This is a genomic window from Acidithiobacillus sp. YTS05 (genome assembly GCF_024396695.1).
Lineage (GTDB): Bacteria > Pseudomonadota > Gammaproteobacteria > Acidithiobacillales > Acidithiobacillaceae > Igneacidithiobacillus > Igneacidithiobacillus copahuensis.
The window spans coordinates 1,518,147-1,544,896 of the sequence record NZ_CP094359.1 but is presented as its reverse complement, the minus strand read 5'-3'; the positions used below and the strand labels follow the sequence as shown (position 1 = coordinate 1,544,896).

The window sequence follows — 26,750 nt, the reverse complement described above, 5'->3', positions numbered from 1 at the left end:
AAGAACAAGATGACCAAATATCGCCCCTTACAGATCTCCAGGCTCCATCCCGACACCCAGTTGACCTATTTCAACAATGGGTTGCCGTTGCATGTTGCGCTGGAGGATAGCGCCCTGAAGGTGATGACCGACCTGCAGCGCGTGCCGGCGGTGAGCTTGCACCCCGAACTTACGATCGATGCAGCCTTGCAACGCATGGTGCATGGCGGTGTGCGCATGCTCTTTGTGCTCGATGCCATGGGCGAGCTGGTAGGTATGGTCACCGCCCGCGACCTTATGGGCGAAAAACCGGTGCGTGTTGCGACGCAGGAGCAGATGCCGCGAGACGAGGTGCGGGTAGCCGACGTCATGACTCGCCGCGGCCAGATCGAGGTGCTCGATTTTGACGAAGTGAGTCGCTCTACCGTGGGTGATCTGGTACTGACCATGAAGCAGATGGGGCGGCAGCACGCGCTGGTCGAAGAAAAGAATCCGCAGCCGCAGGTGCGCGGCGTTTTTTCGGTGAGCCAGATCGCTCGTCAGCTTGGCGTGCAGATCGATACCAGTGGTGCGGTGCAGAGTTTCAGTGAACTGGAGAAATTGCTCGTCCATCATGATAGTTGACCGAAGTAGCGGGCTCGGGCAGGAGGAGGCCGTTCTTCATGCCTGAGTCCCTGGCGCTGCTGGTAGCGCTTATCCTGATTCTGATCAACGGCTTTTTTGTGGCGGCAGAGTTTGCTCTGGTTCGTCTGCGCGGCACCCAGGTCCACACCCTTGCGCGTGAACATGCTTGGCGTGGCAAAGTGTTGCTGCGTATTCACCGTCACCTGGATATCTATCTTTCCACCACCCAACTCGGTATCACTCTGGCTTCCCTGGCCCTGGGCTGGATTGCCGAGCCAGCGGTCGCCCGGCTTCTGCATCCCCTTTTTCACGCCGTTGGTATGCAGTCGGCGGCGCTCGTGGAATCCAGTTCTTTCACCCTGGCTTTTGTCCTGGTTGCTTTTACTACCATCATCTTTGGTGAGCTCGCGCCCAAATCTCTCGCGATCCGAAAGGCAGAAGCCATTTCCTTGTGGACGGCCGTACCGCTCTATGTCTTTTACTGGACCCTGTATCCGGCGATTGCCCTGCTCAATGGTGCTACCCGTCTGGTGCTGCACGCTTGTGGCCTATCCTTGACAAAAGAGCATGGCGATACCCCCCATAGCCGAGATGAAATCGCCATGATCCTCGCCATCAGCCAGGCGCAGGGCGTCCTGGGGATTCGCACCGGGGATATTCTCGAGCGCGCCCTGGACTTTCATGAATTGACTGCGGGGGATCTGGCACGGCCAGCGGCAGACATGGTCTGTCTCATGGATGATGCCCCTGCAGAGGAGACCCAGCGCACCCTGTTGCGCTACCGCTATACACGTTTCCCGCTTTGCGCCGGAGATCGCCAGCATGTGCGTGGTCTGGTGCATGTTAAGGATCTACTGCCGCTGCTTTTGCGCGGGCGCGACAGACTCGATCTACGGCGGGTCGCCCGCCCGCTGCCAGCAGTTTCCCGAGATTTACCAGCCATGGAACTACTGGCGCATTTTCGCTCCGGCCAGCCACATTTCGCCTTGGTCACCGATGAATTAGGCACGATCACCGGCTTCGTCACCCTCGATCATGTGCTGGAGGCCTTGTTGGGAAGGATTCCGGATGAATTTCGCCACCGTCATCAGGATTGGCAGCCGCAAACCGACGGATCCTGGATTGGTACCGGCAGCCTGTCGATTTATTCGCTGGAACAGCTCCTTGATCATGACATTGATGAGGCGGGCGATGCCGACAGCATCGGCGGTCTCCTGATGCAGCGCCTGGATCGTCTGCCGGAAGAGGGCGAGCGGGTCGAATTTCGCGACTTCGATGTCCTGGTCCTGCGGCGGGAGGGGCCGCGTATTGCTTCGCTGCAGATTTTCCCGCATCCTGCCGCGGATTCTGAGGAATGGTTTGCCTGAGTGACTCTGCGAACGTCTGATTTTCATTACGAGCTCCCGGAAGAGCTGATCGCCCAGGAACCGCTGGCCGAGCGCGCCGCCTCCCGTATGCTGCTTCTCGACCCCAAGACCCGGGCGTGGCAGGATCGTCAGGTACGCGAACTGCCCGGGATCCTGCAGCCGGGCGATTTACTGGTGTTCAATGACACCCGTGTATTGCCAGCCCGCCTGCAGGCCCGCAAACTGACCGGCGGCGCGGTGGAGCTGCTGCTGGAACGTATCCTCGACGATCGCGAGGCCGTGTTTCTGGCGCGTGCTTCGAAAGCACTCCGCCCGGGAATGCAATTGCTGCTGGCCGATGGCTCCCTGGCCACGGTGCGGGAACGGCGGGAAATGCAGGTCTGGCTGCAGCGTGATGGCGGCGACTGGTTGGCGCTGCTGGAAGCGCATGGTGAGGTCCCCTTGCCACCCTATATTCACCGCTCCGCCGATGCCACCGATCGCGAGCGCTATCAGACCATTTTTGGACGGGAGCCGGGCGCGGTGGCTGCCCCTACCGCCGGTCTCCACTTTGATGACCCATTGCTGACGGCGTTTGCCGAGCGTGGCATCGAGCACTGCTTTGTCACCCTGCATGTGGGGGCGGGCACCTTTTTGCCGGTGCGCGAAGACGACATCGAAAAGCACCAGATGCACGCCGAAATCAGCCGGGTGACGAGCGAAACCGTGCGCGCCGTGCAAGAAACCAAGGCGCGTGGAGGACGGGTGATTGCGGTGGGGACCACCGCCTGTCGCGCGCTGGAGAGCGCCGCAAGCGACGGCTGTTTGCGCCCCTTTGCCGATGAGACCCGGCTGTTTCTCTACCCCGGCAAGGAATTTCATGTCATCGATGCCCTGTTCACCAACTTTCATCTGCCGGAATCGACTTTAATGATGCTGGTTTCCGCCTTGGCAGGCCGGGAGCTCATCCTTGCCGCCTACCGTCATGCCGTGCTGCAACGCTATCGCTTTTTCAGTTATGGCGACGCGATGTTGATCCTTCCCGGTGGCATCGCGTGAGCTTTTTTACCCTGCTCGCTACGGACTCCGCCGCGCGCCGGGGACGCCTGCACTTTGCGCGTGGAACCGTCGAGACCCCGGCCTTCATGCCGGTAGGCACCTATGGCACGGTCAAAGGGATGACGCCAGAGGAGCTGCGCGAACTGGGTGCCGAGATCATTCTCGGGAACACCTTTCACCTTTTCCTGCGCCCAGGGCTGGAGATCATCGAAGCTGTGGGTGGGCTGCACCGCATGATGCACTGGGATGGCCCCATCCTCACGGACTCCGGGGGATTTCAGGTCTTCAGTCTGGGGGCTTTGCGGAAGTTGCGGGAAGCAGGGGTGAGCTTTCGTGCCCCTAATGATGGGCGCAAGGTCTTCCTCGGCCCAGAAGAGTCGATGGAGATTCAGGCGCGCCTGGGCTCGGATATTGCCATGGCTTTCGATGAATGTACCCCGCATCCGGCGGATCATCCTACGGCGCGCGCCAGCATGGAGCTCTCCATGCGCTGGGCGGCGCGTTCGCGTGCCAGCTATGGCGGGCCGGGGAGGCTGTTCGGCATCGTGCAGGGGGGTATGTTTCCCGATCTGCGTCTGCGCTCCCTGGCGGCGCTGGAACAGCTCGACTTTCCCGGGCTCGCTATCGGCGGTCTTTCGGTGGGGGAGAGCAAGACGGAGATGTTCCACGTCCTCGATCATCTCCTGCCGCAGATGCCGCAGCAGAAGCCACGCTATCTGATGGGAGTGGGGACGCCGGAAGACCTGGTTGAGGGAGTGTGGCGCGGCGTGGATATGTTCGACTGTGTGATGCCGACCCGCAATGCCCGTAATGGCTGGCTTTTTACCCGCTGGGGTACGCTCAAGCTGCGCAATGCCGAATATGCCCGGGATCCTTTGCCGCCGGATCCTGAATGTCAGTGTTACACTTGCCGGAATTACAGCCGGGCCTATTTGCGTCATCTGCAACAGAATCGCGAAATCCTCGGGGCGCGTCTCAATACCTGGCACAATTTGCATTATTACCAAGAACTCATGGCGGGAATGCGCGATGCGATTGCGGCCGGCAAGATGGCCTCGTTTCGCCGCCAATTTTACGCGAAAAGAGCTGCAAATCTGCCGTGAAATAATTCACTGCTATGCTAATCATTTGTAAATAAAAGAATTGACCCGCCCAGCGATGTTCCGTACCATCAAATCGTGTCCGTTGCCCCTTCGCAACGAGATGCCCAGACTGGTTACCAGAGGATAAAAGTCATGTTGATGCATCTGATTGTGTTCTTGATTATCGGTGGAATCGCTGGTTGGCTTGCTGGACTTCTTATTCGTGGTCGTGGTTTTGGGATTATTGGCGATATCGTCGTTGGCGTGGTTGGCGCGTTCATCGGTGGTTTTCTTTTGACTGCGGTCGGTCTTGCTGCGCTGTTTGGTGCCGGAATCATCGGCTCCATTATCGTGGCGGTGATTGGCGCCGTGGTGTTGCTATTCATAATTAAACTCATCAAAAAGGTTTGATCAGAACCGGGATGGTCTGGCGCCGACGGTCCGTTTTGTCGGCGCTCCTCACAGGTTTTTCGGCTCCTTTCCTGACTGGCGCGTAGCGGCTACAATGGCGCCCTTGGTTCCGAACCGGAGGGGTTCATGGATTTTTCGCCCATCGCCACCGCCCACGCCGCTACCACTGGCGCTGGGGGGGGCACTGACAGCATGATTTTTCAGTTTCTGCCGCTCATCTTCATCTTTGCCATCTTCTACTTTCTCCTGATTCGTCCGCAGAGCAAAAAGGCCAAGGCGCAGCGCGACATGGTGGCAGCCATCAGCAAGGGAGACGAGTTGGTAACCTCCGGTGGCTTGGCGGGGCGGGTGATGCAGGCTGGGGACGAATATCTGCATCTGGAAATTGCCGAAAATACCGTCGTAAAAATTCAGCGCAGCGCCGTCAGCATGGTCCTGCCCAAGGGGACCCTGAAAAAACTCTAAAGGCGTTGGTATGACCCGTTATCCGTGGTGGAAGTATCTGATTATACTGGCGGTGGTGCTCCCCGCTATCTTTTATGCGGTGCCCAACTTTTATGGTTGGCGTGCGGCCATCGAGGTGCGTGCCCCGATCGGCACGCAGCTACCTCCGGCGGCAACGATGCGGGATTGGCTGAATCAGGCCAAGATTCCGGTGACCCGGCAGGAAACGGACAGCCAAGGGACGACCTTCTACTTTCCCAACGACGACGCCCAAGGATTGGCGGAAACCCTGCTGCAGAACCGTTTGCCCACCAATGCGCAGGTGGTCCTCTCGCAACAATCGGCACAGCCGGCTTGGATGGCCGATCTTGGTGGTCGTCCTGTAAATCTGGGGCTGGATCTGCGCGGTGGTGTGTACCTCTTGCTGCGGGTCGATACCCAGGCACTCATTCATCACCATCTGGAAGAATATCAGAACGGCATCCGCAACCTCCTGCGGCACCACGACCTGCAATACCTCAAAGTGGAAATCACCGGCCCGGACCAACTCGGGGTGGAAATGGCCCAGGACGATCTGGTCGGCAAGGCGGTGCAGGCGATCAGCAGCCAATATCCCGATCTGGTCGCCACCGACAAGGGGCAGGGGCAGATTCTCGTCAATATGCCGGCGGCGACGGTACAGAAGCAGAGCGACGATGCCCTGCAGCAGGCCATTGTCGTTATTCGCAACCGCATCGACGAATTGGGCGTGGCCGAGCCGCAGATTCAACGCCAAGGCAAAGAACATATCGCCGTGCAGTTGCCCGGGGTGCAGGACACCCAGCGCGCCAAGGCCATCATCGGTTCTACGGCGCAGCTCGAATTCAAGATGGTGGCCAATGAGAGTGACTTGGCCGCGGCCCTGAAGGGGCAGGTGCCCCCGGGCGATGCGCTGTATTACGGTACCGATGGGCAGCCCTATCTGCTGGAAAAAGAAACGGTGTTGACGGGGCGCTATCTCAACGGTGCAACCGCTGGCGTCGACAACAATACCGGGCAGTCTATCGTCAACATCAGTTTCGACAGCGTCGGCTCGACCATCTTTGGTAATCTCACCAGCAAGAATGTCGGCAAGCGCATGGCGATTCTGCTCGACAACAAGGTGGTGACTGCGCCAGTGATTCAGGAGGCGATTACCGGTGGCCGCGCGCAGATCAATGGCTTCTCCGGCCTGAAAGACGCCAGCAATGTGGCCATCGAGCTGCGGGCGGGTGCCTTGCCGGCGCCGGTACATATCTCGGAAGAGCGTACCGTGGGCCCGACCCTGGGGCAGGACTCCATTCACGACGGCATCATGGCGGTGATCTTTGGCATGATCTTCGTCGTTGGCTTCATGACCTTTTATTACCGGCTCTTCGGGCTGATTGCCGATCTGGCGATTCTGGTCAACATCCTCGCTATCCTCGCTGTACTGTCGATCATGGGCGGCACCCTGACCCTGCCGGGTATTGCCGGTATCGTGCTGAAGATTGGTCTGGCGGTGGACGCCAACGTGCTGGTGTTTGAGCGGATTCGTGAGGAACTGCGCCGCGGCATGAGCCCGCGTGCCAGTATCGACACCGGTTTCAAACGCGCCTTTGCAACCATCGTCGACTCCAATATTACCGTGCTCATTGCGGCCCTGACCCTGTTTCAGTTCGGCACCGGTGCCATCAAGGGTTTCGCCTTGGTGCTTACCATTGGTGTACTGGTATCCATGTTTACCGCCACCATGATGAGTCGTGGTATCGTCGAACTGGCGCTGGGCAAGCGCCGCATCGCCAAGCTCTGGATCTGAGGTCAGCATGCAAGTCATCAAATCTGCCACCCATATCGACTTCATGTCGCGACGCTGGATCTTTCTCGGTATCTCGATTTTTCTCATCGTCGCATCGGTCGTCCTTTTTCTGGTGCGCGGTCTCAACTACAGCATCGACTTTACCGGTGGCACCCTGGTGGAATTAGCCTTCAGCAAGACCCCCGATCTGGGCACCGTGCGCCACACCCTGGAGACGGCCGGTTATGGCGATGCCGTGGTGCAGACCTTCGGCGGTGACAAGGATCTGCTGATTCGTCTGCGTACCCGGCCGGGCGAAAGCAGCGCGGTGGCGAGCAAGATACTGGGCGTCTTCAAGAATGATCCCGCAGCGTACCCCGGCGTGCAGTTGCGACGCACGGAATATGTCGGCCCGGAAGTGGGTAAGGAACTGCGCAACAAGGGCATTCTGGCGCTTATCGTCGTCACCATCGGCATTCTCATCTATGTTGGTTTTCGCTTCGAGTGGCGCTTCGCCACGGGCGGCGTGCTCGCCATGTTGCATGATCCCATCCTGGTGGTGGGGTATTTCGCCATATCCCATCAAGAGTTTTCCATGACGGTGATTGCTGCCTTGCTGGTGATCATGGGTTACTCCCTGAACGATACGGTGGTCGTCTTCGATCGTATGAGAGAGGACCTGCGGACAGCGCGCAATGGCAGTGTTGCCGAAATCTTCAACATCGCCATCAATGAAACCTTGTCGCGCACCATCATCACCAGTTTCATCACCTTCATGGTGGCGCTGGCATTGTTTCTCTTTGGTGGGCCGGTCATTCATGGCTTCGCTACGGCGCTGGTGATCGGCGTGGTGGTTGGCACCTATTCGTCGATCTTCGTCGCGAGCCCGATTGCTCTATGGCTGGGCTTGAAGCGCGAGCACGTCCTCAAGCGGCAATTCATCAGCTCCAAAGACCGCAAGGACGGCGCCACTTTGTAACAAGATGCTTGAGCCCCAGCCGGTGATGCAGTACTGTATGCGCCACTGGAGAGGTACCGAAGTGGCCATAACGGCGCCGACTCGAAATCGGATGGACAGCAATGTCACGTGGGTTCGAATCCCACCCTCTCCGCCAATTTGTGCTAATGTTCTGAATATCAATAATATCAAGGCATTCAGGAACGATTTTGGTACAAAAAGCTAGTACAAAGCGGAGCGAGCGGGACGAGGAGAAGGTGATGCCCGCCCTGCCCAGCAACTGTTACAAGACCCCCCCACGGATACATTTTTCGCATCGTCGTCCCCGAGCCGTTATGGGCTGCTGTCGGCAAGCGCGAGATCAAGCGCACTCTCGGTAAAGACTATCGCCAGGCGGTCAGTCAGGCGCGCCTGCTGGCCCTGCAGCTGGATCAGCAATTCCAGAGCCTGCGCCAGCAGATCGACCAGCAAGAGGACTACGTCGAAGCCTTTCAGCGCTATGCTTCCCGAGCCCTCCATCATCCCCTCAAACCCATCACCCAAGTCACCCCGGCACTGGTCTCCGGTCTGCGGGCGCTGTGGCTTTCCAGCCTCGAAGCCGACCTTGCCTGGCGCCGGGAGGGAATCGACGATGAGGAATACCAGGAACTTCAGGAGAATATCCAATCAGACTCGATGGTCGGGCAGCGTGGACTGATAACATGCTGCAGGAGCGGGCTTCTACCCTGACTTTCAAAAGTCGAGTACCCTGACCTAATTGGAAACGCACGTCGAGGATCGGCGAAATGAACCTTCATATTGAGACAGAGCAGGAAGTGGACGGGCGCTGGATCGCCGAGATCCCAGAGCTGCCCGGAGTTATGTGCTTTGGCTCATCGCGCATGGATGCAGCAGCGAAGGCGGAGGCCTTGGCGCTACGGGCCATTGCAGATCGCCTTGATGAGGGGGAAATGACGCCTTCCCCCCATCACCATCGAGACTAGGGAACATGCTCAGGCATGAGCCAGTAGCCGTCCTTAAAGGCACGATTAGTGCTGGCCGCACTGATTCGAATCGGTTATAGATTCCCTTCGCCGCGTATCTTTACGCCGCACGGCGGTTGCCCGGTGGAGAATAGCGTCCGTACCGTAAATCCGGCTGGCCATCCACAAAATGTGAAGCTTGCGAAAGTTTCAGAATCGACTAAGTCCATCTGAGGCGGTACGCTAAACTTACGTGGCTGGGTGTAAGGAGACAAACAGGTCGTGAACGAGCCAGTAGAAGTATTTCCGGATGGGGTTCGACAGGTCACTTGTCGGGACTGCATAGAGGGCTCCTTCGACATTCCGATGTCGATGGCCTTTCAACCGATTGTCGACAACGCCAAGCATCAAATTTATGCCTATGAAGCCTTGGTTCGCGGTCCCAAAGAAGAACCCGCAGGATTTATTCTGAATCAAATTAATGACCGTAATCGCTACTTCTTCGATCAAGCGGCGCGTGTTACGGCGATACGATTAGCTGCTGAGCTAGGGCTATCGTCTTCAGATTGTCAGACGATGCTAAGCATTAATTTTATGCCAAATGCTATTTACAATCCGAAAACCTGTATTCGAGCAACTATTGAAGCGGCTAAGCTCTACCATTTCGATTTGAACCGATTAATTTTTGAGGTAGCCGAGGCAGAAAAGATCGTAGATCGTAACCACCTGATGAATATCATCGACGTCTATCGTTATCATGGCTTTACTATCGCGCTGTGAGGTGGCCCCCCTGGATTGGACAGCCTGCTGGAGTGATTAAGCTCTGAACCTGTTTCCATGGCGGGTCAGGCCACCAGCCTTTGTAAACCTTCTGCATAGACCACATCGGGTGTTCTGTCTCCCAGAGAGGAGTGCGGTCTTTCGGCATTATACCAGTCGAAGTAGGCTCTGAGGCCAGCTTTCAACTCGGTTCCAGTTTCTGCTGGCCGCAGGTAGACGTGCTCGTATTTGACGGTGCGCCAAAGCCGTTCGACAAAGACGTTATCCAGGGCCCGGCCTTTGCCGTCCATACTGATTCGAATGCCGTGCTGGCGGAGTACAGAGAGGAAGGACTCCGCGGTGAACTGAGCACCCTGATCCGTGTTGAAGATCTCGGGGGTGCCATAGCGGCGTATGGCCTCTTTCAGGGCCTCTACGCAGAAACCCGCGTCAAGACTGTTGGAAACCCGCCAGGACAACACCTTACGACTGAACCAGTCCACTACGGCTACGAGGTATTGAAATCCTCGTGCCATGGGCAGATAGGTCACATCCGCGGACCAGACCTGGTGGGGACGGTCCACCGTCACGCCACGCAACAGATAAGGATATTTTGGGTGCTGGGGGTGGGGCTTGCTGGTGTGTGGTCCGGGCGCCACCGCGGCAATGTCGAGGATACGCATGGCCCGGTGTACCGTTTTGCGGTTGACCACGACATTCTCCGCTTTCAGCATCCGATGGATCTGCCGCCTACCCATGAATGGAAAGGCGGTGTAGAGGCGATCGATCGCCCGCAACAGCCCGTCGCCCATCGGCCGAGGATGCGCGCGGTAATAGACCGTACTGCGGGGCACGCCCAAAAGAGCGCATTGCCGTTGCACAGAAACTGGGGTTTGGGCCCGGTCGATCATTTGGCGCCTTTCCCGATCCGAGACATGAGACCGGGCCTGGAGGCTAAAAAATCGCGTTCCATCTCCAGCTGTCCGATCTTCCGATACAAAGCCTGCACGTCCACGGGCTCCTCGGTCCGGGACTTTCCCCGTTCAAAGGCCGTGGCCGCATGCTCCACCAGCTGCCGGCGCCAGGCATTGATCATGGTGGGGTGTACCCCAAATTCTTGCGCCAGCTCGGCCATCGTCTTATCGCCCTGCAAGGCCGCCAGGGCTACCTGCGCCTTGAATTCCGGCTTGTACTGCTTGCGTTTTCCCTTCATCCCTCGACTCCTTTCCTGAAGCCCAGAGCTTAACCCCTTGTCCAACTTTCGGGGGCCACTTCACTGGACGACTTTGGCGAGGGCTATGCAGGTCTGAATCATCTGATAGAGATCCGGCCAGATTTGATCAAGATTGATCTGAAGCTCATTCGCAACATTGATCAGGATATCTTTAAGCAAGCCGTCGTCCGCGCGACGACAAGCATGTGCAATGACCTTGGTATCGGTGTGATTGCAGAAGGCGTCGAGACTCGTGAAGAGTATCTTTGCCTTGAAAGCTTGGGTATTTCTCTGATCCAGGGTTTCTTGTTTGCCCGACCAGGTTTTGAAAGGTTACCTGAGCCTAGTTACATCCGTCGCGAATAATGGTTCCTGACGTTTGTCTGTCAGGAATCCAGGGCGCGGAGCTTGGCGAGGGCGACCGGATGGCCGGCCACGGCGGCCTTGCCCAGCCACTCGATGCCATGGGCGAGATTCACTTCGGTGCCCAGTCCTTCCAGATACCCAGTGGCCAACCACTCCATGGCGTCGGCATGTCCCTTCTTGGCCGCCATCTCCAACCAGCGGATGGCAATGTCCGGCTGTCCGGCCTCCAGAAAGATCAACGCGATGTTGTGGAAGCCAGCGGCCTTGCCCTCCATGGCATCCTGCAGGGCGGCCTCCAGTTCGGCGGAGACTGGCAGGCTGAGGTGCGCGGCAAGATCAGGTAGAGCCAGCAAAAAGCTGCCTTTGTTGTCGGCCCCGGACTGCCGGGGGGACAGTATGCCATCGTCCACCCAGCGATAGATGGTCTTGGTCGTCTTTCCCGTCAGCAGGCTTGCCAACATCACCGAAATCTCTGTAGACATCGACGGACTCCTCACAACAGTCGCGCGTGCGCCAGTAGAAGAATGCGCCACCCGTGCCGGCCTGTCCATGGGCGCGGAGGCCAATGTCACAAGAAAATCTGGGACATTTTTTCGGGAGTTCCTGCCGATACCCGGATGTCACAAGAAAACCCGTGACATTTTGGCTGGATTTTACGGCCAACCCATAATGTCAGGCAAAAACACGGGACATCGGCGACGGGAGGCGCCGAATATCATCAAGACAGTATCTGCTGAACTGGACATAGACCCGATAAAATGAGGTGTTGGGAGGATAAGCAGGAAGTGGCACGGGCCTTGCTTAGTTATCCTGCAACTCGCACGGGGCGAGTGTAGATTCAGTTCTCTGCAGGAGGAAGTACCCCATGAGCATGAAAGTACAGCAAGCGAAGCGGGCTGCCGAAGCCGGTTTTACCCTTATCGAGCTGATGATCGTTATCGCCATCATCGGCATCCTCGCGGCCATCGCCATTCCGCAGTATGAGCAGTATATCGCAACTTCCAAGGCGACGACGATTACGCAAGACTTTCATCAAGCCGTAACTCAATTGACTGCCGCTCAAGCTGCTGCTCAAGCTGGTCAAAAAACCACGATTCAGACAAATGCGGATATCGCGAACAGTGGAGCTTCGGTTAATGTGACCCCTGGTGGAACTGCTGGTACTGCGACTGCGGTAACCATTTCTCCAACAACCGGCACGGCCAGCGTTGTGCTGACTGTCCCTAGTACTAGCAAGAGCGTTGCAACCGCAGTTTCAAATGCCTTGGTTGCTGCTGGCATCAGTACTTGCACTGGTCTGACAAATGCCGGCGGCACTTGTACTGCCACGATTACCGCAGACGGCGGCGTCACATATAATTGATTTGAATCGCGTACCCCTTCGTGGGTGCGCCTCATCCGCTGCTTCGGTATGCAGACAAGGCTCTGGATTTTCCAGAGCCCTCTCGGAAGGGTCAAAAACATGGATAGCACAATGTTGGGCGCCGGTTCCGAAAGGGCTTTCGGATGGCCCCCTGAGGAAGGCTTTACCCTGATTGAGCTGATGATTGTCGTCGCGATCATTGGCATCCTCGCCGCCATCGCCATCCCGCAATACTTTCAGTACATCGAAACGGCCAAGGCGCAGACGGTGGCGGGCAACCTCAAGCTGGCGGTGGATGCAGTCACCAATGCCTATGCCGCCAGCAACAACCATGTCTCGACCAATATCTATAGCACCCTCAACGGCAATGTGGCGCATGACGTTGCCGACCCGGTCTATGGTCAGGGTACGCCGGCCTTCGTTACCGGTGGACCCGCTTCGAAATGCGGCCAAGTGGCTATCAGTGCCAGCACCATCAGTGCCGCTGGCCCGGCGCCTACCACCATCAAAGTTATCACCAGCGGTTGTACAGGCACCTTGGGCACCTCTATCGCTCGCGCCTGCAGTGCTGCTGGTTTCCCCTCGGCGGCTGCCGCCACCGGCTCCGGGGTCGTTATCACCCAAAATGGCGGGGTCACCCCCTAGCCAACCACACAACCAGGAGAGTGAAAGATGAACGTTCAGGAACGCATCCAGCAATTGCAGTCTCGCCGCCATCGCCTGCTCGACCGCCGTGCCGAGCGCGGCGCGCCGGTCGCCAGCCTCGACCTGGAGCTGAATGTGGTGCGCAGTGAATTGATTGCCCTGTACGAAATCCAGCGTGAGCGGCGCATCGCCCTGCGCCTGGCGAGCTAGTCCGGCTGCCGCCCTGCCGTGAGTAGCGACGACGCCCCCCGGAGTTCCCCAGGCCGCAGCTTCTGGCAGCGCCTGGGGCGCCCGCCGCAAGCGGACCAAACGGTCCGCGAGCAGCAGCAGTTGCTCGCTTGGCGCGGGGCCTTGTCGGCGGTGTTGGTGCCGGCGGCAGAGGAACGGCAGGTCCTGCAGCGCTTTTGCGAAATTACCGTGCAACAGGGAGTGGCAGACCTGGCGGCGTTGCTGCGCCCCGGTCCGCAGTCGATACTCCAACCGGTGGCCTTGAGTGGTCCCCGCGCCTTCGTCAGCGATATTTGCTGTTCGCCGAGTGCCGCCATCTCCGATACCCAAGGTCCACTGGGAAGGACTTGGCGCGAAGGGCGCGCCTGGTACTCCGAGGAGCGGCCTTCTGCTGCGGCCTTTGTCGAGTGGAATGCACAAGTGGCGCGGCGTGGGCTGCGCGCCTCGGCCATCCTGCCGGTGTTGCGGCGCGGGCGGATCTGGGCCCTGTTGCTGCTGGCGCGCGAGCGGCAAAGCGATTGGGCCAGCGACAGCCAGATGCTCCTCGAATCCACGGCGCAACTGCTGGGCGACGTCCTCGAAGACCTGGCCAAACAGCAGTTACAGCTCATTCTGGGATCCGGCCTGCGGGCCGCCCTCGACAGCGTGGTGCTCACCGACGCACGGCGGCGGGTGCTCTATGTCAACCAGAGCTTTACCCTGATGACGGGGTATAAAGAAGACGAAATCTGTCACAAGGGCCTCAAGATTCTGCAGGGCCCGGAAACCAGTTTGGCGGATCTGGCAAGCCTCGACATGGCCTTACGCGAAGGCGCCGCGTGGTCAGGCAAGCTGCTGAATTATCAGCGCAACGGGCAGACGTTCTGGAATCAGGTGAGTATCGTCCCGATTCGCAACGCGGCCGAGGAGTTGACCCACTTTCTGGGCATTTTGCGCGATGTGAGCCGTGAGCATTCGTTGCTGGGGCAGCTGGAGTACGAGGCTCGCCACGACCGCCTGACCGGTCTGGCCAATCGCCGCGCACTTGACGACGAACTGGAGCTGGCCCTGGCCCGGGTGCAGCGCAATCGTTCCAGCCTGACGGTCTGCCTGATCGACCTCGATTCTTTCAAGCCGATCAATGACCGCTACGGCCACGATGCTGGCGATCATGTGCTGCAGGTCGTGGCGCGCCGCCTGCGCGAAGGGCTGCGACGCACGGATTATGTGGCGCGTCTGGGTGGCGATGAATTTGTCATCCTGCTGGAGGGCTATCGCACTCCCAAAGACTTGGTGCAGGTGCTGCTCAAGCTGGAATCCCTGGTCAATGCGCCCATCCTGCTCCCCAACGGGCAAGAGGTTGCGGTGCAACTGAGCATGGGTGTCTGCCGCTATCCCGAGGACGGTGAGGTCGATGTCGGGCGTCTGTTGCGCTACGCGGATCTGGCGCTCTACCAGGCCAAGGCCAACCGGCAGCAACGCATTCAGTACTGGGTGTTTCATCACGAGCGGATACTGGCACGGCAAAGCGCGGGCGGGTGACGTCGGCAAAAATGTACAGTCCCACCTGCGCGCTATTTTTCGCTAGAATAGACGCCTATATTCCTCTGCAAGGATTCCCGCTGTATGTCTGATGCTTTCGACGATTCGCATGGCGACTCTCCCGGCGCCCGTTTCTGGCGCTTGTTGGGGCGCAGCGGGCAGGCGGACAGTAATATCCGTCGTCAGCAGCAGCTATTGACCTGGCGCGAGGCGATTGCCGCCATCCTCGTGGCGCGCCGCAGCGAAGGGGATCTGATGCAGCGCTTCTGTGACAGTGTGCTGCACAATCAGGTCGCCTCCTTTGCCGCCATTCTCCTACCAGATGCCGATGGTATCCTGCAGCCGATGGCCCTGGCGGGCTCGCGCACTATTCTGGAGGGGGTGCGCTGCTCGATCCATGTCCATCTGCCCGAGGGCCAGGGCCCGTTAGGCCTGGCCTGGCGCGAGGAGCGTTCGTTTTACTCTTCTCGCCTGCATAATGGTCCCAGCCTGCGCGCCTGGACCGATCGCTTGCAACGTCTGGGGGTTTCCTCTACGGCAGTGCTTCCGCTCGCGCGCCAGCAGCAGGCGTGGGGGCTGTTGCTGCTCTTGCGGCACAGTGGTGCTGCCTGGCCGGGGGACGAACAGATGTTGCTGGAGTCCACCGTGCGGGTGCTGTCTGAAACCCTGGAAGACGTCGCAACCTATGATCTGCAGGCCACGCTGGGTGCTGGGCTGCGTTCGGCCTTCGACGCCGTGGTGCTGACCGATACCCAAAAACGCATCCTCTATGTCAACCAGAGTTTCACCCTGATGACCGGCTATCGCCTGGAGGAGGTCAGGGAGCGGGGCTTGCGCGTGTTGCAGGGGGCGCATACCAGCACACAGGAGCTGGCGGCGCTCGATCATGCCGTGGCGGAGGAGTCGCCCTGGGAGGGCAAGCTCCTCAATTATCGGCACGATGGCACCGAATTCTGGAACCACATCAGCATCATCCCGGTGCGCGATGGGGCAGGGGTGCTGACGCATTTTGTCGGGATTTTACGCGACGTGAGCCGTGAGCAGCAGCTTTTCGAGCAGATGGATTACGAGTCGCGGCATGATCGTCTGACCGGGCTGGCCAATCGCCGCGCCCTGGATGACGAACTGGAACTGGCCGTGGCGCGGGCGCAGCGCAATGCGTCCACCCTGGCGGTCTGCATGATCGATCTTGATCATTTCAAACCGATCAATGACCTCTACGGCCATGAGTCCGGCGACCGGGTGCTGCAAGTGATCAGTCGCCGTCTGCGCGACAGCCTGCGACGTACGGATTATGTGGCTCGGCTGGGGGGCGATGAGTTTGTCGTGCTGATTGAGGGCTACCGCAATCTCGACGAATTGGAACTGGTGTTGGTCAAAATCGAAGCGGGAGTCAATGCGCCCATCCTGCTCGCCAACGGTCGAGAGGTGGCGGTGCGCCTGAGCATGGGGATCTGCCGGGTGCCTGAAGACGGCGTACAGGATCCGGGAAATCTGCTGCGCTACGCCGACCAGGCCTTGTATCGAGCCAAAGCAATCCGCAACGAACGCAGCCACTACTGGGTGTTCCATCAGGACTCGCGCCTGGATTTAGGACCCGAACGCCGCGCTGGCCTGCTCAGCAAGCCGGAGGGAAAAGAATGAAGGGAAGATCCTGGTGGGCACGCGCCAAAGATTCTATTGGCTATGGTGACGTTTTGCTGCCTTGTCGATATCTGTGCCGGTAAGGAATATCTGGTAAAAGATCCGAACCATTAGGGTGTTAAGAATGTCATAGGTTTGTCATAAAAGCTTCATCATAGTGTCACATTGCTCTGTTATTGTTTGTCCACAGTTTGACAAAACCGCTACAGTCACGGGGTGAAGTGGCCCCCGGATGGTGGGCAAGGGGGCGAGAGACTCATGAAAAAATTCATCGGCGCAGTATTTCTGGGAATCTGGAGGTCGGGTTCCGCACTGGGCGCCCCTCTGATTGCCATGAGCAACACTGCCAATCCTGGCGCGGTTGCTGATGCCTATCTGGCCCATGCCCGGGTCATTCGCGAGAGTGACCGGCCGATCGTCGTACTGCTCAATCGCGATGATTACGGTGCGGCCATCCCGCTGCTGCGCAAGGCGGCAGCGGATAAGGACGACTTCTGGGTGGCCGATACCCTTGGGCATCTTTATCAGGCGGGGCTTGGGGTGGAACCCAGTCCGCAGCAAGCCTTTCAGTGGTATCTGCAGGCCGCCGAGGCGGGCGACCGCTCCGCCCAGCGACAGGTGGCCAATGCCTACCTGAATGGCTGGGGGGTGGCCGCCAATCCGCAGCGGGCCGCCTTCTGGTTCCGTCAGGGCCTGATGGTGCCGCAGGTAGTCAATGCCGACTTCTGGTTGGGCAAGACCTACGCAGCCGGCAAGCTGATGCCGAAGAACATGGACAAGGCTGCCTGGTATCAGGGGCGCAGTCTGGAGTTGCTACAGACGCTATACGCGGAACGGGTGGGGGCGGCGGCCTATGATCTGGGCATTGCCTATCTCCACGGCGACGGTGTGGACAAGGATCGCACGCGGGCAGAGGCGTATTTTCGTCAGGCCCTGGCCTGGCATTATCCCGCAGCAGCGTACGCGATCACGCATCTGGAGGAAAAGCACTCATGAAACGACGCGAATTTTTGCAGAGTCTGGGGGTAGGGGCGAGCGTTACCGCGTTTTTGGGCAGTACCGTCGCCCGGGCGGCCTTGTTGCCGGCCAACCATCGCAGCGGCAGCATCGAGGACGTCGAACATATCGTCGTGTTCATGCAGGAAAATCGCTCCTTTGACCACTATTTTGGCCATCTGAGTGGCGTGCGGGGCTACAACGACCGCTTTCCTCTGACTTTGCCGGGTGGTCAGCCGGTCTGGTTTCAGGGGCGAATGACGGATCCTAGTCGTCCCGTCCTACCCTTCCATTTGAACACCCAGAAGACCTCGGCGCAGTTCATTCAGGATCTGGATCATAGCTGGGCGTCGCAGCATGGCGCGGTGGCCGGCGGACTGATGAATGCCTGGCCGCTGAACAAGACCGACATGACCATGGGCTATTTTCTGCGTCAGGACGTTCCCTTCCATTATGCCCTGGCCGACGCTTTTACCCTTTGTGACCACTATTTTGCGTCCATCAATGGTCCCACCTGCCCCAATCGCTGCATGCTTTTCACCGGCTCCATCGACCCAGAGGGGAAAAACGGCGGTCCCTATATCGATGACGACACCCATCTCTGGACCAAGGGGGTCAAGCCCTTTACCTGGCCGACCTATGCCGAGCGTCTGGAGAAGGCGGGCATTACCTGGCGGGTGTATCAGGAGGGGCTGCACGAGGTTGATCACAACCCCATGACGGGCAACTTTGGTGAAAACGCGCTGCTCTACTTCCAGCCCTTCGCCGATGCTTCCAGTAGCTCACCATTGTACCAGCGGGCGGCATTACCCGGTGGCGTGGCGGCCCTGCGCGAGGATGTGCTGCAGGACCGTCTGCCCCAGGTCTCCTGGATCACCGTTCCCGCCGGGTATTCGGAACATCCGTCCTATCCGCCGGCCTATGGGGCCATCTACATTGCCCGGGTGCTCGATGCGCTGACCAGCAACCCCAAGGTTTGGGGCAAGACGGTACTGCTGCTGGACTACGATGAAAACGACGGCTTCTTTGACCATGTGCCGCCGCCGCAGCCACCTACTCCCGTGCGCCCGGGCAAATCCACGATCAGTACCGAGGGCATGGTGCACGATCGCATCAACCCCGACTGGCCGGTCTTGTATACCCCCGATCAGCTTCCCTACGGTCTCGGTCCGCGGACACCAATGATGGCGATTTCCCCGTGGAGCAAGGGCGGTTATGTCTGCTCTGAGGTCTTCGATCACACTTCGGTGCTTCGCTTCATCGAGAAGCGCTTTGGCGTGAGCGAGCCCAATATTGCCCCCTGGCGGCTGGCGGTCTGCGGGGATCTAACTTCTGCCTTTGATTTCTCCCGCCCCGATGACCGCTTTGTGTCTTTGCCCAGCACCCGGAACTATGTGGCAACGGTACACCACGAATCGACCCTGCCGGCGCCGGTGGTGCCGGAGGAGCAGCCGATCGCTATCGCGCCGCAGGAGGCAGGGCTGCGCCGTCGCCGGCCTCTGGCCTACGACACTCGTCTGCGCCTGGAGGCAACGGCGAATGAGGTACAGCTACGCTTTCATAATCCCGCCCCCCTGGGCGTTGCCTGCACCGCGTACTGGGATGGCAGCAGCCATCTGCCACACCACTACAGCATCGGCGCCGGGGATCGCCTGGAAGACGATATGTCTCTACCCAAGGGCCAGGAGCTCTCGCTGACGGTGGTTGGCCCCGACGGCTATCTGCGGCGAATTGCCGGAGAGGGATCTTCCACCCTCGAAGTGGATGCCTGGCCGGAGAAAAGCGGTGACCTCTATCTGCGTCTGCACAACAGGGGTGGAGAAGGGCAGAGGGTGATGGTTGCCGACCAGGCCTATGGTCTGGGCACGCGCGAGATCCGTCTGGCGCCCGGAGAAACCCACGAGATTTCCTGGCCGCTGGCGCAAAGCCATCATTGGTATGACCTGGAAATTCGTGCAACCCGGCATCGCTGGCGATTGGCGGGACATGTCGAGACGGGCGAGGAAAGCTGGTCCGATCCGGCAAATCTGAAGCCTGTCTTGGTATAGCGGGTACCGCCAAATTCTTTGCTTTGCCGGCCGTGTCTTGGGAAATTTGACTCGGGCGCTGCAACCGCTATGATATCCCTGCGTTCGTTTACCACCTATTTTTCTGTACGACGGGCTCCCCACAATAGCCCTGTCGGATGTTTGGAGGATGTTGCAGTCTTGATCAAGCCGCACAAGCGGTATAGGCTCAGTGAACATCAACAATGTGCAAGTCTCGTATCCCTGATCTCAAGGCATAATTCCTGATCTGTATTCCGTGCAGAGGAGCTCTCTCCCAATGAGTGACGTTATTTCCCATGTATCTGATGAAACCTTCGACGCCGAAGTCCTGCAGTCTGACAAACCTGTGCTGGTCGATTTTTGGGCGGAATGGTGTGGCCCGTGCAAGATGATCGCCCCGGTTCTTGAGGACGTTGCCGGGGAGTACTCCGATCGCATGAAGGTCGTCAAATTCAACATCGATGAAAATCCCGCTACGCCACCGAAATATGGCATCCGCGGCATTCCCACCCTGCTCCTGTTCAAGGCCGGAAAACTCGAGGCCAGCAAGGTAGGGGCACTTAGCAAAGCGCAGCTCACCGCTTTTCTGGATAGCCAGCTTTGAATGCTCCAAGACCCCGCCGCAAGCCGCAACGTTCCCCCAAATCTTTCCCCAATGAAGACCTTCTTCTAGAAGAGGAGGAGTCCTTCACTCCAGTTCCCGGGGCTCCCTCGGTCAACCTCAGCGAACTGAAAAGAAAATCGGCCACGGAGCTGGCGCTCCTGTGCCAGGACCTGGGGATCGATGGGGCGGCCAGGCAGAAGAAACAAGAACTGATCTTCAATATCCTCAAGGCCCATGCACGCAATGGCGATGCCATTTATGGCGATGGGGTGCTGGAAATCCTGCAGGATGGTTTCGGCTTTTTGCGCGCGGCATCGGGCTCGTATATGGCGGGACCGGACGACATCTATGTCTCGCCCTCGCAGATCCGTCGCTTCAACCTGCAGACGGGGGATACCGTTTCCGGGCAGATTCGCCCGCCCAAGGAGGGAGAACGCTACTTTGCCTTGCTCAAGGTGGAGAGCATCAACTTCGAGGGGCCGGAGGCAACCCGCAACAAGGTCAATTTTGATGATCTGACGCCATTGTTTCCGGAAGAGGCCCTGCGCCTGGAGTCGGATCATATGGTCTATGGTGAGCCTTCGGCGCGCATCATCGATCTGATCTCCCCGATCGGCAAGGGACAGCGTGGCCTCATCGTGGCCCCGCCCAAAACCGGCAAAACGGTATTGTTGCAGCAGATCGCCCATGCCATCACCGGTAATCATCCGGAATGCTATCTGATCGTACTCTTGATCGACGAGCGCCCGGAGGAAGTGACGGAGATGCAGCGTTCGGTGAAGGGTGAGGTGGTGTCCTCGACCTTCGATGAGCCCGCTACCCGCCATGTGCAGGTCGCCGAAATCGTCCTGGAAAAGGCCAAGCGTCTGGTGGAACACAAGCATGACGTGGTGATTCTGCTCGATTCCATTACCCGTTTGGCGCGCGCCTACAATACCGTCGTGCCCTCTTCGGGTAAGGTGCTCACCGGTGGCGTCGATGCCAACGCCCTGCAAAAGCCGAAGCGCTTTTTTGGTGCGGCGCGCAATATCGAGGAGGGCGGCAGCCTGACCATCATCGCCACCTCGTTGGTGGAAACCGGTTCCAAGATGGACGAAGTGATCTTCGAGGAGTTCAAGGGCACCGGCAATATGGAAGTGCACTTGGATCGCCGCCTTGCCGAGAAGCGCGTCTACCCGGCCATCAATCTGAACAAGTCCGGTACCCGTCGCGAAGAACTGCTCATTCCGCAGGAGCTTCTCAACAAGATCTGGGTACTGCGCAAGCTGCTGGCACCCATGGATCCCATGGAATCGATGGAATTTCTGTTGGACAAGGTGCGAGCGACCAAGACCAATGCGGAATTCTTCGATTCCATGAATCGCTGAGCCGCCCTGGACCTTCGGCGCGTCTCTCTTTATAATCCGCCACTTTCTGAAAACCCAGAGTGTTAGCCATGAATCTCGAAATTCAGCCGAAATATGAAGAAGTGACTGTAACCTGCAGTTGCGGAAACAGCTTCAAGACTCGTTCCACGGCTGGGCGCGATCTGCATATCGATCTGTGCTCCGAATGCCATCCGTTTTACACCGGCAAACAGCGTGCGGTTTCTGCCGCTGGGCAGGTGGAGAAGTTCCGCAAGCGTTACGGTAAGTAAGCTTTCTCCATGGCCAGCGAGAGCCTGCGCGATCGCGCCCTGGCGTACCACGCTGCTGCGCCGGCGGGGAAAGTAACGGTCGTTCCGTCCAAGCCCTGCGCGACTCAGGCAGATCTGACGCTGGCCTACACCCCTGGGGTTGCCGAGCCGGTGCGCGAGATTGCTGGCGACCCGGAAAAGGCCTACGACTATACCGCCAAGGGGAATCTCGTCGCGGTCATCAGCAATGGTACCGCGGTACTTGGCCTGGGCAAGGTCGGAGCGCTCGCCGGCAAGCCAGTAATGGAGGGCAAGGCGGTCCTCTTCAAACGCTTTGCCGACATCGATGCCTTTGATATCGAGGTAGAGGCGCGTGATGCCGAGCATCTGATCGATGTGATCGCCGCCATCGCTCCGGGCTTCGGTGGCATCAATCTGGAGGACATCGCGGCGCCCGACTGTTTCCGGGTCGAGCGCGCCCTGCAGGAACGACTCGATATTCCCGTCTTTCACGACGATCAGCACGGTACGGCGGTCATTGTTGCGGCGGCCCTGCGCAATGCCCTGGAGTTGCAGGAGAAAGATCTCGGCAAGGCGAAGATTGCCATCGTCGGCGCCGGCGCGGCGGGCCTTGCCATTGCCGGCATCCTGAAAAAACTGGGTGCCCAGCACTGCTATCTCAGTGACGTCCACGGGGTTTTGCACCAGGGGCGGCAGGACTTGAGTGAGTGGCACCGACCCCACGCTATGGCACCTGACGGCTGGACGCTGGCCGATATGATCGCCGATGCCGATGTGCTCATCGGCGTTTCCGTAAAGGGTGCCATCCCCCTGGAGTTGCTTGCCAGCCTCGCCCCGCGCCCGGTGCTCTTCGCCCTGGCGAATCCCGATCCAGAGGTCGATCCTTGGCGGGCGCGGGAGCTGCGTCCGGATGCCATCATCGCTACGGGGCGCTCCGACCTGCCCAACCAGGTCAATAATGCTCTGGGTTTCCCGTTCCTCTTCCGGGGAGCCTTGGACGTGCGTGCCCGGGCCATCAATGCCGAGATGCTCGCCGCTGCGGTAGAGGCCCTGGCCTCCCTGGCGCGCAGCGAAGTGCCGGAAGAGCTGTATGCGGCCTATGATCTTGCGCCCGGTACCTTGCAGTTCGGGCCAGAGTACATCATTCCCAAACCGCTGGATCCGCGCTTGCGCAGTGTTGTCGCCACTGCGGTGGCGCAGGCAGCGCGGGATAGCGGCGTCGCCCGCAGGTAACCCCATGCGCCTCGCGGATCTTGCGGTTCGCGATCTGCTGCGTATCGCATCTGTTGCTTTTTTACTGGCGGTCTTTGCCTTCCTGGTGTGGCGGGTTATGGCACCCTTCTTCGGTGTTCTCGCCTGGACCTCGATCATCGTCTATGTCACGTGGCCCCTACGGCGCTGGCTTTGCCGACGTCTGCCGCCCTGGCCGACGGCTGTCCTGATGACGCTCTTTTTCTCCTTGGTATTTCTGCTGCCTTTTCTCTTTCTGAGTTTTCATCTCTTCCATGAACTGCAAGCCTTGCTGCAGAACTGGAGCACGGCCGACGCTCAGTGGCATCCGCTGGCAGAAATCCAAAAAAACCCATGGCTTGCCAAGATCTGGAATAGCGTTCCTCTCGCGTGGCGGGCCAACCTCCACGCCGGCGCGCTTAGCCCGGACCTGAATGCCTGGGCAGCGCGGGTAGGAATCTTTGCGGGAGGGCTGGGGAAGGCGTTGGGCAGCCTGGGGATGATCTGGATCAGTAGTCTGGTCTTCTACCGGCATGGCGAAACCTTTCTGCGACAGGGGCAGGAGGTATTCGCGAGCCTCCTCGGGCCACAGTTCCCACAATATCTGGCGACCGTCGGCAATACCCTGCGTGCGGTGGTATACGGCATCTTCGCCACGGCCATCGCCCAGGGTCTGTTGGCGGGGCTGGGGTACTGGGTGAGTGGCATGCCGGCGCCGGTGTTGTTGACCTTTCTTACCATGATTTTTTCGCTGATCCCCTTTGGCACTCCCTTGGTTTGGGGGGCGGCGAGCATTTGGCTGCTCTGGCAGGGCCACTACTACGCTGGTGTCGGGCTCTTTCTGTGGGGTGCCCTGGTGGTCAGCTGGGTAGACAATCTGATCCGCCCCTGGGTGATCTCTGCCGCTGTGCATCTGCCCTTTCTGCTGGTGATGTTCGGGGTACTGGGTGGGATCATTGCCTTTGGCTTCTTGGGGATTTTTCTCGGACCGGTCTTGCTCGCCGTGGCGCTGAATCTCTGGCAGCGCTATGTGCGGAGCTTGCAGACTGTCGCTTCCGACTCCTGAGCTTGGACTTCCTTTACCGGATCTGCCTGCCTTGGTCTTTTGTGCCCAGGGTTCTATACTGACCCCATCAACACAGCAAGGCCCTCCGGGGCCCTATTTTCGAGGTGACCGATGCGTTCCGATACAATCAAAAAGGGCTTTGAACGAGCCCCTCACCGCGCTTTGCTCAAGGCCTGTGGCGTTACCGATGCCGACATGAACAAACCCTTCATCGGTGTTGCCAATTCCTATATCGACATCATTCCGGGGCATGTGCATCTGCAGGAATTTGGCAAGATCGTCAAGGAGGCAATTCGCGCTGCTGGCGGAATCCCTTTTGAATTCAATACGATTGGCGTGGATGACGGGATCATCATGGGGCACGATGGCATGCGCTATTCGTTGCCGAGCCGGGAACTGATTGCCGACTCTATCGAAACGGTGGTGCAGGCGCATCACCTCGATGGCCTGGTCTGCATCCCCAACTGCGATAAGATCGTTCCGGGCATGATCATGGGTGCGCTGCGCTGCGATATTCCCACGGTCTTCGTCTCCGGCGGTCCCATGGAGGCCGGCAAACTGGATGACGGCACGCCCATCGATCTGGTGACGGCGTTTGAGGCGGTCGGGCAATTTAAGCGTGGACAGATTACCGAACTGCGTTTGAAAGAGATCGAAGACAAGGCCTGCCCCACCTGTGGTTCCTGCTCGGGAATGTTTACCGCCAACAGCATGAACTGTCTGATGGAGGTTTTGGGCATCGCCTTGCCCGGTAACGGCACCGTTCTGGCGACGGCCAGTGAGCGGCGCGATCTGGTGCGGGAGGCGGCGGCGCGGGTCATGGCCCTGGTAAGCGCCGGGGGGCCGACCATGCGCCAGCTGGTCGACTTCGAGGCCATCGACAACGCCTTCATTCTGGACATGGCGATGGGTGGCTCCACCAACACGGTGCTGCATACCCTGGCTATCGCTCGGGAGTCGGGAATTGATTATCCTTTGGCGCGCGTCAACGAGCTGGCGCAGAAGGTGGCCTATCTGGCCAAGGTATCGCCGGCGCTCTCTACCGTGCATATCGAAGACATTGGCCGCGCTGGTGGCATTCCGGCCATTCTGCATGAAGTGCATAAGCGTAACGGCGATGTTCTGCACCTCGATAAGCCCACGGTCAGCGGCAAGAGCCTGCGCGAGATTGTCGAAAGCGCGCAGGTGCGCGACAGCAAGATCATTCATCTGGCAACGGAGCCAATCTCGCCCACCGGTGGTCTGCGGGCGGTCTTTGGCAACCTGGCGCCGCAAGGGGGCATCGTCAAGATTGGCGCGGTAATACCCGCCATGCGCAAGTTTTCCGGGCCGGCAAAGATCTTCGAGAGCATGGAAACCGCGGCAGAGGGCATCCTGGCGGGCGAGGTGCAGCCGGGGCAAGTGGTGGTGATTCGCTACGAAGGGCCAAAAGGTGGCCCCGGTATGCCGGAAATGCTCACGCCTACCGCCAATATCATGGGCATGGGCCTGGGCGAGAGGGTTGCGCTCATTACCGATGGCCGTTTCAGCGGCGCTACGCGGGGGGCCTGCATTGGTCACATCTCGCCGGAGGCGGCCGAGGGCGGCCCCATTGCTTTGCTGCGCGATGGTGACATCATCGAGCTCGATCTGGATGCCGGTAGCTTGCAGGTGCAGCTCAGTGATGCCGAACTGGCAAAGCGGCGCGAAAGCTGGGTGCCCGTCGAAAAGCCGCTCAAGTCGCCGTGGTTGCGCCGCTACCGCAAGCTGGTGACCAACGCCGCCATGGGCGCGATTCTGGAATCCTGAGTTGACGGATTCTTCCCTGCGGATCGGCGTCTATGTCGATGCCGAGAACGTACGGTATAACGGTGGCTATGCCATGCGCTACGACGTCCTGCGCCGCTTTGCCGCGCGTGGGGATGGCCGCATGGCGGGACAGCTCATTCGCCTCAACACCTACATGGCCGTCGATGGGCAGCGTACTCGCGTAGACAGCGAATACCGTGACCGCATTCGCGCCTATCAGCAGGCCGTGCGCGATCTGGGCTGGAAGATCATCGAGAAGCCGGTGCGCTGGTTTACCGATGACGAGGGCAATGCGATAGCCAAGGCAAATGCCGATCTCGATCTCGCCGTTGATGTCATGCTGCAGTCGGAACGTTTGGACCAGGTGCTACTGGTGACCGGTGATGGCGATTTTTTGCAGGTCGTACGGGCACTGCAGAATCGCGGTTGTCGGGTAGAAGTGCTGGGCTTTCGCAATGTTTCCCTGCACTTGCAACACGAGGCCGATGCCTTTTATTCCGGTTATCTCATTCCCGGACTGCTGCCCGTGCGGGGGGATGGCAAAGTATCCTGGGGGGAGTTTGGTTCGCGGGTACGCGGTATTTGCAGCCGCTGGGAGGTGGACCGTGGCTTTGGTTTCATCCGTTTCCAGCGCGAACTGAGCAGCCAACTTTGGGTGACCGATACCCGCCAGGGAGACTCTCCCTACGGCTCGGCGTTTGTGCACATCTCCGATCTACCGCGCGAGCTGGATGTAGGCGATCTCCCCAGTCGCGACATCGTCCTCGAATTTGATCTGGAGCCCAGCGAAATGGAACGCGGGGGGTTTGTCGCCAAGCGCTGTACCGTCGTCTACCGTTATGACGGAAAATATGCCGCTACGCCGCGCGTCGATCATCGGGAACTGGAGTTGTTGCCGGTTGCGAGAAACCACGTGTCAGCAGAGAAAAGCGAGGACGCGGCCAGTATCGTGGAGCCATCGACCGCAGACTAGCCCAGTTGCC

At 59.1% G+C, this 26,750-nt stretch carries 28 protein-coding genes and 1 tRNA gene; 27 read left to right on the top strand and 2 right to left on the bottom strand.

Annotated elements, in window-relative coordinates; translation table 11 throughout:
- The first annotated feature begins 9 nt into the window (after positions 1-9).
- The 12 genes from MQE22_RS07680 to MQE22_RS07625 all read left to right on the top strand — a co-directional run bounded on the left by MQE22_RS07680 (position 10) and on the right by MQE22_RS07625 (position 9,440).
- On the top strand, positions 10-603 hold the full coding sequence (locus MQE22_RS07680) for a CBS domain-containing protein (RefSeq protein WP_215873175.1): 594 nt from the start codon (positions 10-12) through the stop codon (positions 601-603).
- Between the two features lie 38 nt (positions 604-641).
- Complete coding sequence (locus tag MQE22_RS07675) at positions 642-1,970, top strand: hemolysin family protein (protein ID WP_215873176.1); 1,329 nt, start codon at positions 642-644, stop codon at positions 1,968-1,970.
- 6 nt (positions 1,971-1,976) lie between these two features.
- On the top strand, positions 1,977-3,008 hold the full coding sequence (gene queA, locus MQE22_RS07670) for a tRNA preQ1(34) S-adenosylmethionine ribosyltransferase-isomerase QueA (protein ID WP_215873187.1): 1,032 nt from the start codon (positions 1,977-1,979) through the stop codon (positions 3,006-3,008).
- Positions 3,005-4,111, top strand: a complete 1,107-nt coding sequence (gene tgt, locus MQE22_RS07665; protein WP_215873177.1) for a tRNA guanosine(34) transglycosylase Tgt — start codon at positions 3,005-3,007, stop codon at positions 4,109-4,111. Before queA ends, tgt begins: the two co-directional genes overlap by 4 nt.
- 132 nt (positions 4,112-4,243) lie before the next feature.
- Positions 4,244-4,501: a GlsB/YeaQ/YmgE family stress response membrane protein gene (locus tag MQE22_RS07660; protein ID WP_226827445.1), complete on the top strand. Its 258-nt coding sequence runs from the start codon at positions 4,244-4,246 to the stop codon at positions 4,499-4,501.
- Between the two features lie 126 nt (positions 4,502-4,627).
- Positions 4,628-4,966, top strand: a complete 339-nt coding sequence (yajC, locus tag MQE22_RS07655) for a preprotein translocase subunit YajC (RefSeq protein WP_215873178.1) — start codon at positions 4,628-4,630, stop codon at positions 4,964-4,966.
- A 10-nt stretch (positions 4,967-4,976) separates the two neighbouring features.
- A complete protein-coding gene (gene secD / locus MQE22_RS07650) occupies positions 4,977-6,761 on the top strand; it encodes a protein translocase subunit SecD (protein ID WP_215873179.1) in 1,785 nt (594 codons plus the stop codon).
- 7 nt (positions 6,762-6,768) lie between these two features.
- Positions 6,769-7,719 carry a protein translocase subunit SecF gene (secF, locus tag MQE22_RS07645; protein WP_215873180.1) on the top strand — a complete coding sequence of 317 codons (951 nt, stop codon included), beginning with the start codon at positions 6,769-6,771 and terminating at the stop codon, positions 7,717-7,719.
- A gap of 47 nt (positions 7,720-7,766) precedes the next feature.
- Positions 7,767-7,855: transfer RNA gene (locus tag MQE22_RS07640), tRNA-Ser, on the top strand.
- Positions 7,856-8,004: 149 nt separating this feature from the next.
- The gene (locus MQE22_RS13855; RefSeq protein WP_319643728.1) at positions 8,005-8,427 is read left to right on the top strand and encodes a DUF6538 domain-containing protein; all 423 of its coding nucleotides are present in this window, start codon (positions 8,005-8,007) and stop codon (positions 8,425-8,427) included.
- Positions 8,428-8,483: 56 nt separating this feature from the next.
- The gene (locus MQE22_RS07630) at positions 8,484-8,681 is read left to right on the top strand and encodes a type II toxin-antitoxin system HicB family antitoxin (protein WP_215873182.1); all 198 of its coding nucleotides are present in this window, start codon (positions 8,484-8,486) and stop codon (positions 8,679-8,681) included.
- A gap of 261 nt (positions 8,682-8,942) precedes the next feature.
- Positions 8,943-9,440, top strand: coding sequence for an EAL domain-containing protein (locus tag MQE22_RS07625; protein WP_215873183.1), 498 nt, complete (start codon positions 8,943-8,945; stop codon positions 9,438-9,440).
- Positions 9,441-9,505: 65 nt separating this feature from the next.
- On the opposite strand, the gene MQE22_RS07620 is transcribed toward MQE22_RS07625, so the two are convergent.
- Positions 9,506-10,632, bottom strand: a protein-coding gene (locus MQE22_RS07620; RefSeq protein WP_480082161.1) for an IS3 family transposase whose coding sequence is annotated in 2 segments (ribosomal slippage) — positions 9,506-10,363 and positions 10,366-10,632 — 1,125 coding nt in all. Because the reading frame shifts where the segments join, the coding sequence is not laid out codon by codon here.
- 63 nt (positions 10,633-10,695) lie between these two features.
- On the opposite strand from MQE22_RS07620, the gene MQE22_RS07615 reads away from it, so the two are divergent.
- Positions 10,696-10,998: an EAL domain-containing protein gene (locus tag MQE22_RS07615; RefSeq protein WP_226827052.1), complete on the top strand. Its 303-nt coding sequence runs from the start codon at positions 10,696-10,698 to the stop codon at positions 10,996-10,998.
- A 20-nt stretch (positions 10,999-11,018) separates the two neighbouring features.
- On the opposite strand, the gene MQE22_RS07610 is transcribed toward MQE22_RS07615, so the two are convergent.
- The gene (locus MQE22_RS07610) at positions 11,019-11,480 is read right to left on the bottom strand and encodes a tetratricopeptide repeat protein (protein WP_215873115.1); all 462 of its coding nucleotides are present in this window, start codon (positions 11,478-11,480) and stop codon (positions 11,019-11,021) included.
- Positions 11,481-11,863: 383 nt separating this feature from the next.
- Here MQE22_RS07610 and MQE22_RS13850 point away from each other — a divergent pair, with 383 nt between their 5' ends.
- The 14 genes from MQE22_RS13850 (at position 11,864) to MQE22_RS07540 (ending at position 26,740) form a co-directional block, all read left to right on the top strand.
- Entirely contained in the window at positions 11,864-12,361 is a 498-nt protein-coding gene (locus MQE22_RS13850) for a prepilin-type N-terminal cleavage/methylation domain-containing protein (protein WP_215873116.1), read from the top strand.
- 111 nt (positions 12,362-12,472) lie between these two features.
- Positions 12,473-13,006, top strand: coding sequence for a type II secretion system protein (locus MQE22_RS07600; protein ID WP_215873121.1), 534 nt, complete (start codon positions 12,473-12,475; stop codon positions 13,004-13,006).
- 27 nt (positions 13,007-13,033) lie between these two features.
- The gene (locus MQE22_RS07595; RefSeq protein ID WP_215873117.1) at positions 13,034-13,216 is read left to right on the top strand and encodes a hypothetical protein; all 183 of its coding nucleotides are present in this window, start codon (positions 13,034-13,036) and stop codon (positions 13,214-13,216) included.
- Positions 13,217-13,234: 18 nt separating this feature from the next.
- Positions 13,235-14,755, top strand: a complete 1,521-nt coding sequence (locus MQE22_RS07590) for a diguanylate cyclase domain-containing protein (protein WP_215873118.1) — start codon at positions 13,235-13,237, stop codon at positions 14,753-14,755.
- An 84-nt stretch (positions 14,756-14,839) separates the two neighbouring features.
- Entirely contained in the window at positions 14,840-16,399 is a 1,560-nt protein-coding gene (locus MQE22_RS07585; RefSeq protein ID WP_215873119.1) for a diguanylate cyclase domain-containing protein, read from the top strand.
- Between the two features lie 258 nt (positions 16,400-16,657).
- Positions 16,658-17,395 carry a tetratricopeptide repeat protein gene (locus tag MQE22_RS07580; RefSeq protein ID WP_215873120.1) on the top strand — a complete coding sequence of 246 codons (738 nt, stop codon included), beginning with the start codon at positions 16,658-16,660 and terminating at the stop codon, positions 17,393-17,395.
- Complete coding sequence (locus MQE22_RS07575; protein ID WP_215885646.1) at positions 17,392-19,443, top strand: phosphocholine-specific phospholipase C; 2,052 nt, start codon at positions 17,392-17,394, stop codon at positions 19,441-19,443. The genes MQE22_RS07580 and MQE22_RS07575 overlap by 4 nt, the downstream gene beginning before the upstream one ends.
- Positions 19,444-19,720: 277 nt before the next feature.
- The gene (gene trxA / locus MQE22_RS07570) at positions 19,721-20,047 is read left to right on the top strand and encodes a thioredoxin TrxA (RefSeq protein WP_215871050.1); all 327 of its coding nucleotides are present in this window, start codon (positions 19,721-19,723) and stop codon (positions 20,045-20,047) included.
- Entirely contained in the window at positions 20,044-21,414 is a 1,371-nt protein-coding gene (gene rho / locus MQE22_RS07565) for a transcription termination factor Rho (RefSeq protein ID WP_438266996.1), read from the top strand. Before trxA ends, rho begins: the two co-directional genes overlap by 4 nt.
- A gap of 68 nt (positions 21,415-21,482) precedes the next feature.
- The gene (gene rpmE / locus MQE22_RS07560; protein WP_215871051.1) at positions 21,483-21,683 is read left to right on the top strand and encodes a 50S ribosomal protein L31; all 201 of its coding nucleotides are present in this window, start codon (positions 21,483-21,485) and stop codon (positions 21,681-21,683) included.
- A 9-nt stretch (positions 21,684-21,692) separates the two neighbouring features.
- Positions 21,693-22,916 (top strand): malic enzyme-like NAD(P)-binding protein, encoded by a 1,224-nt coding sequence (locus MQE22_RS07555; RefSeq protein WP_215871052.1) that lies wholly within the window; start codon positions 21,693-21,695, stop codon positions 22,914-22,916.
- Positions 22,917-22,920: 4 nt separating this feature from the next.
- On the top strand, positions 22,921-23,979 hold the full coding sequence (locus MQE22_RS07550; RefSeq protein WP_215871053.1) for an AI-2E family transporter: 1,059 nt from the start codon (positions 22,921-22,923) through the stop codon (positions 23,977-23,979).
- Between the two features lie 111 nt (positions 23,980-24,090).
- Positions 24,091-25,767 carry a dihydroxy-acid dehydratase gene (gene ilvD / locus MQE22_RS07545; protein WP_255789450.1) on the top strand — a complete coding sequence of 559 codons (1,677 nt, stop codon included), beginning with the start codon at positions 24,091-24,093 and terminating at the stop codon, positions 25,765-25,767.
- 1 nt (position 25,768) lies between these two features.
- The gene (locus tag MQE22_RS07540) at positions 25,769-26,740 is read left to right on the top strand and encodes a LabA-like NYN domain-containing protein (RefSeq protein ID WP_215871055.1); all 972 of its coding nucleotides are present in this window, start codon (positions 25,769-25,771) and stop codon (positions 26,738-26,740) included.
- Positions 26,741-26,750 lie beyond the last annotated feature (10 nt).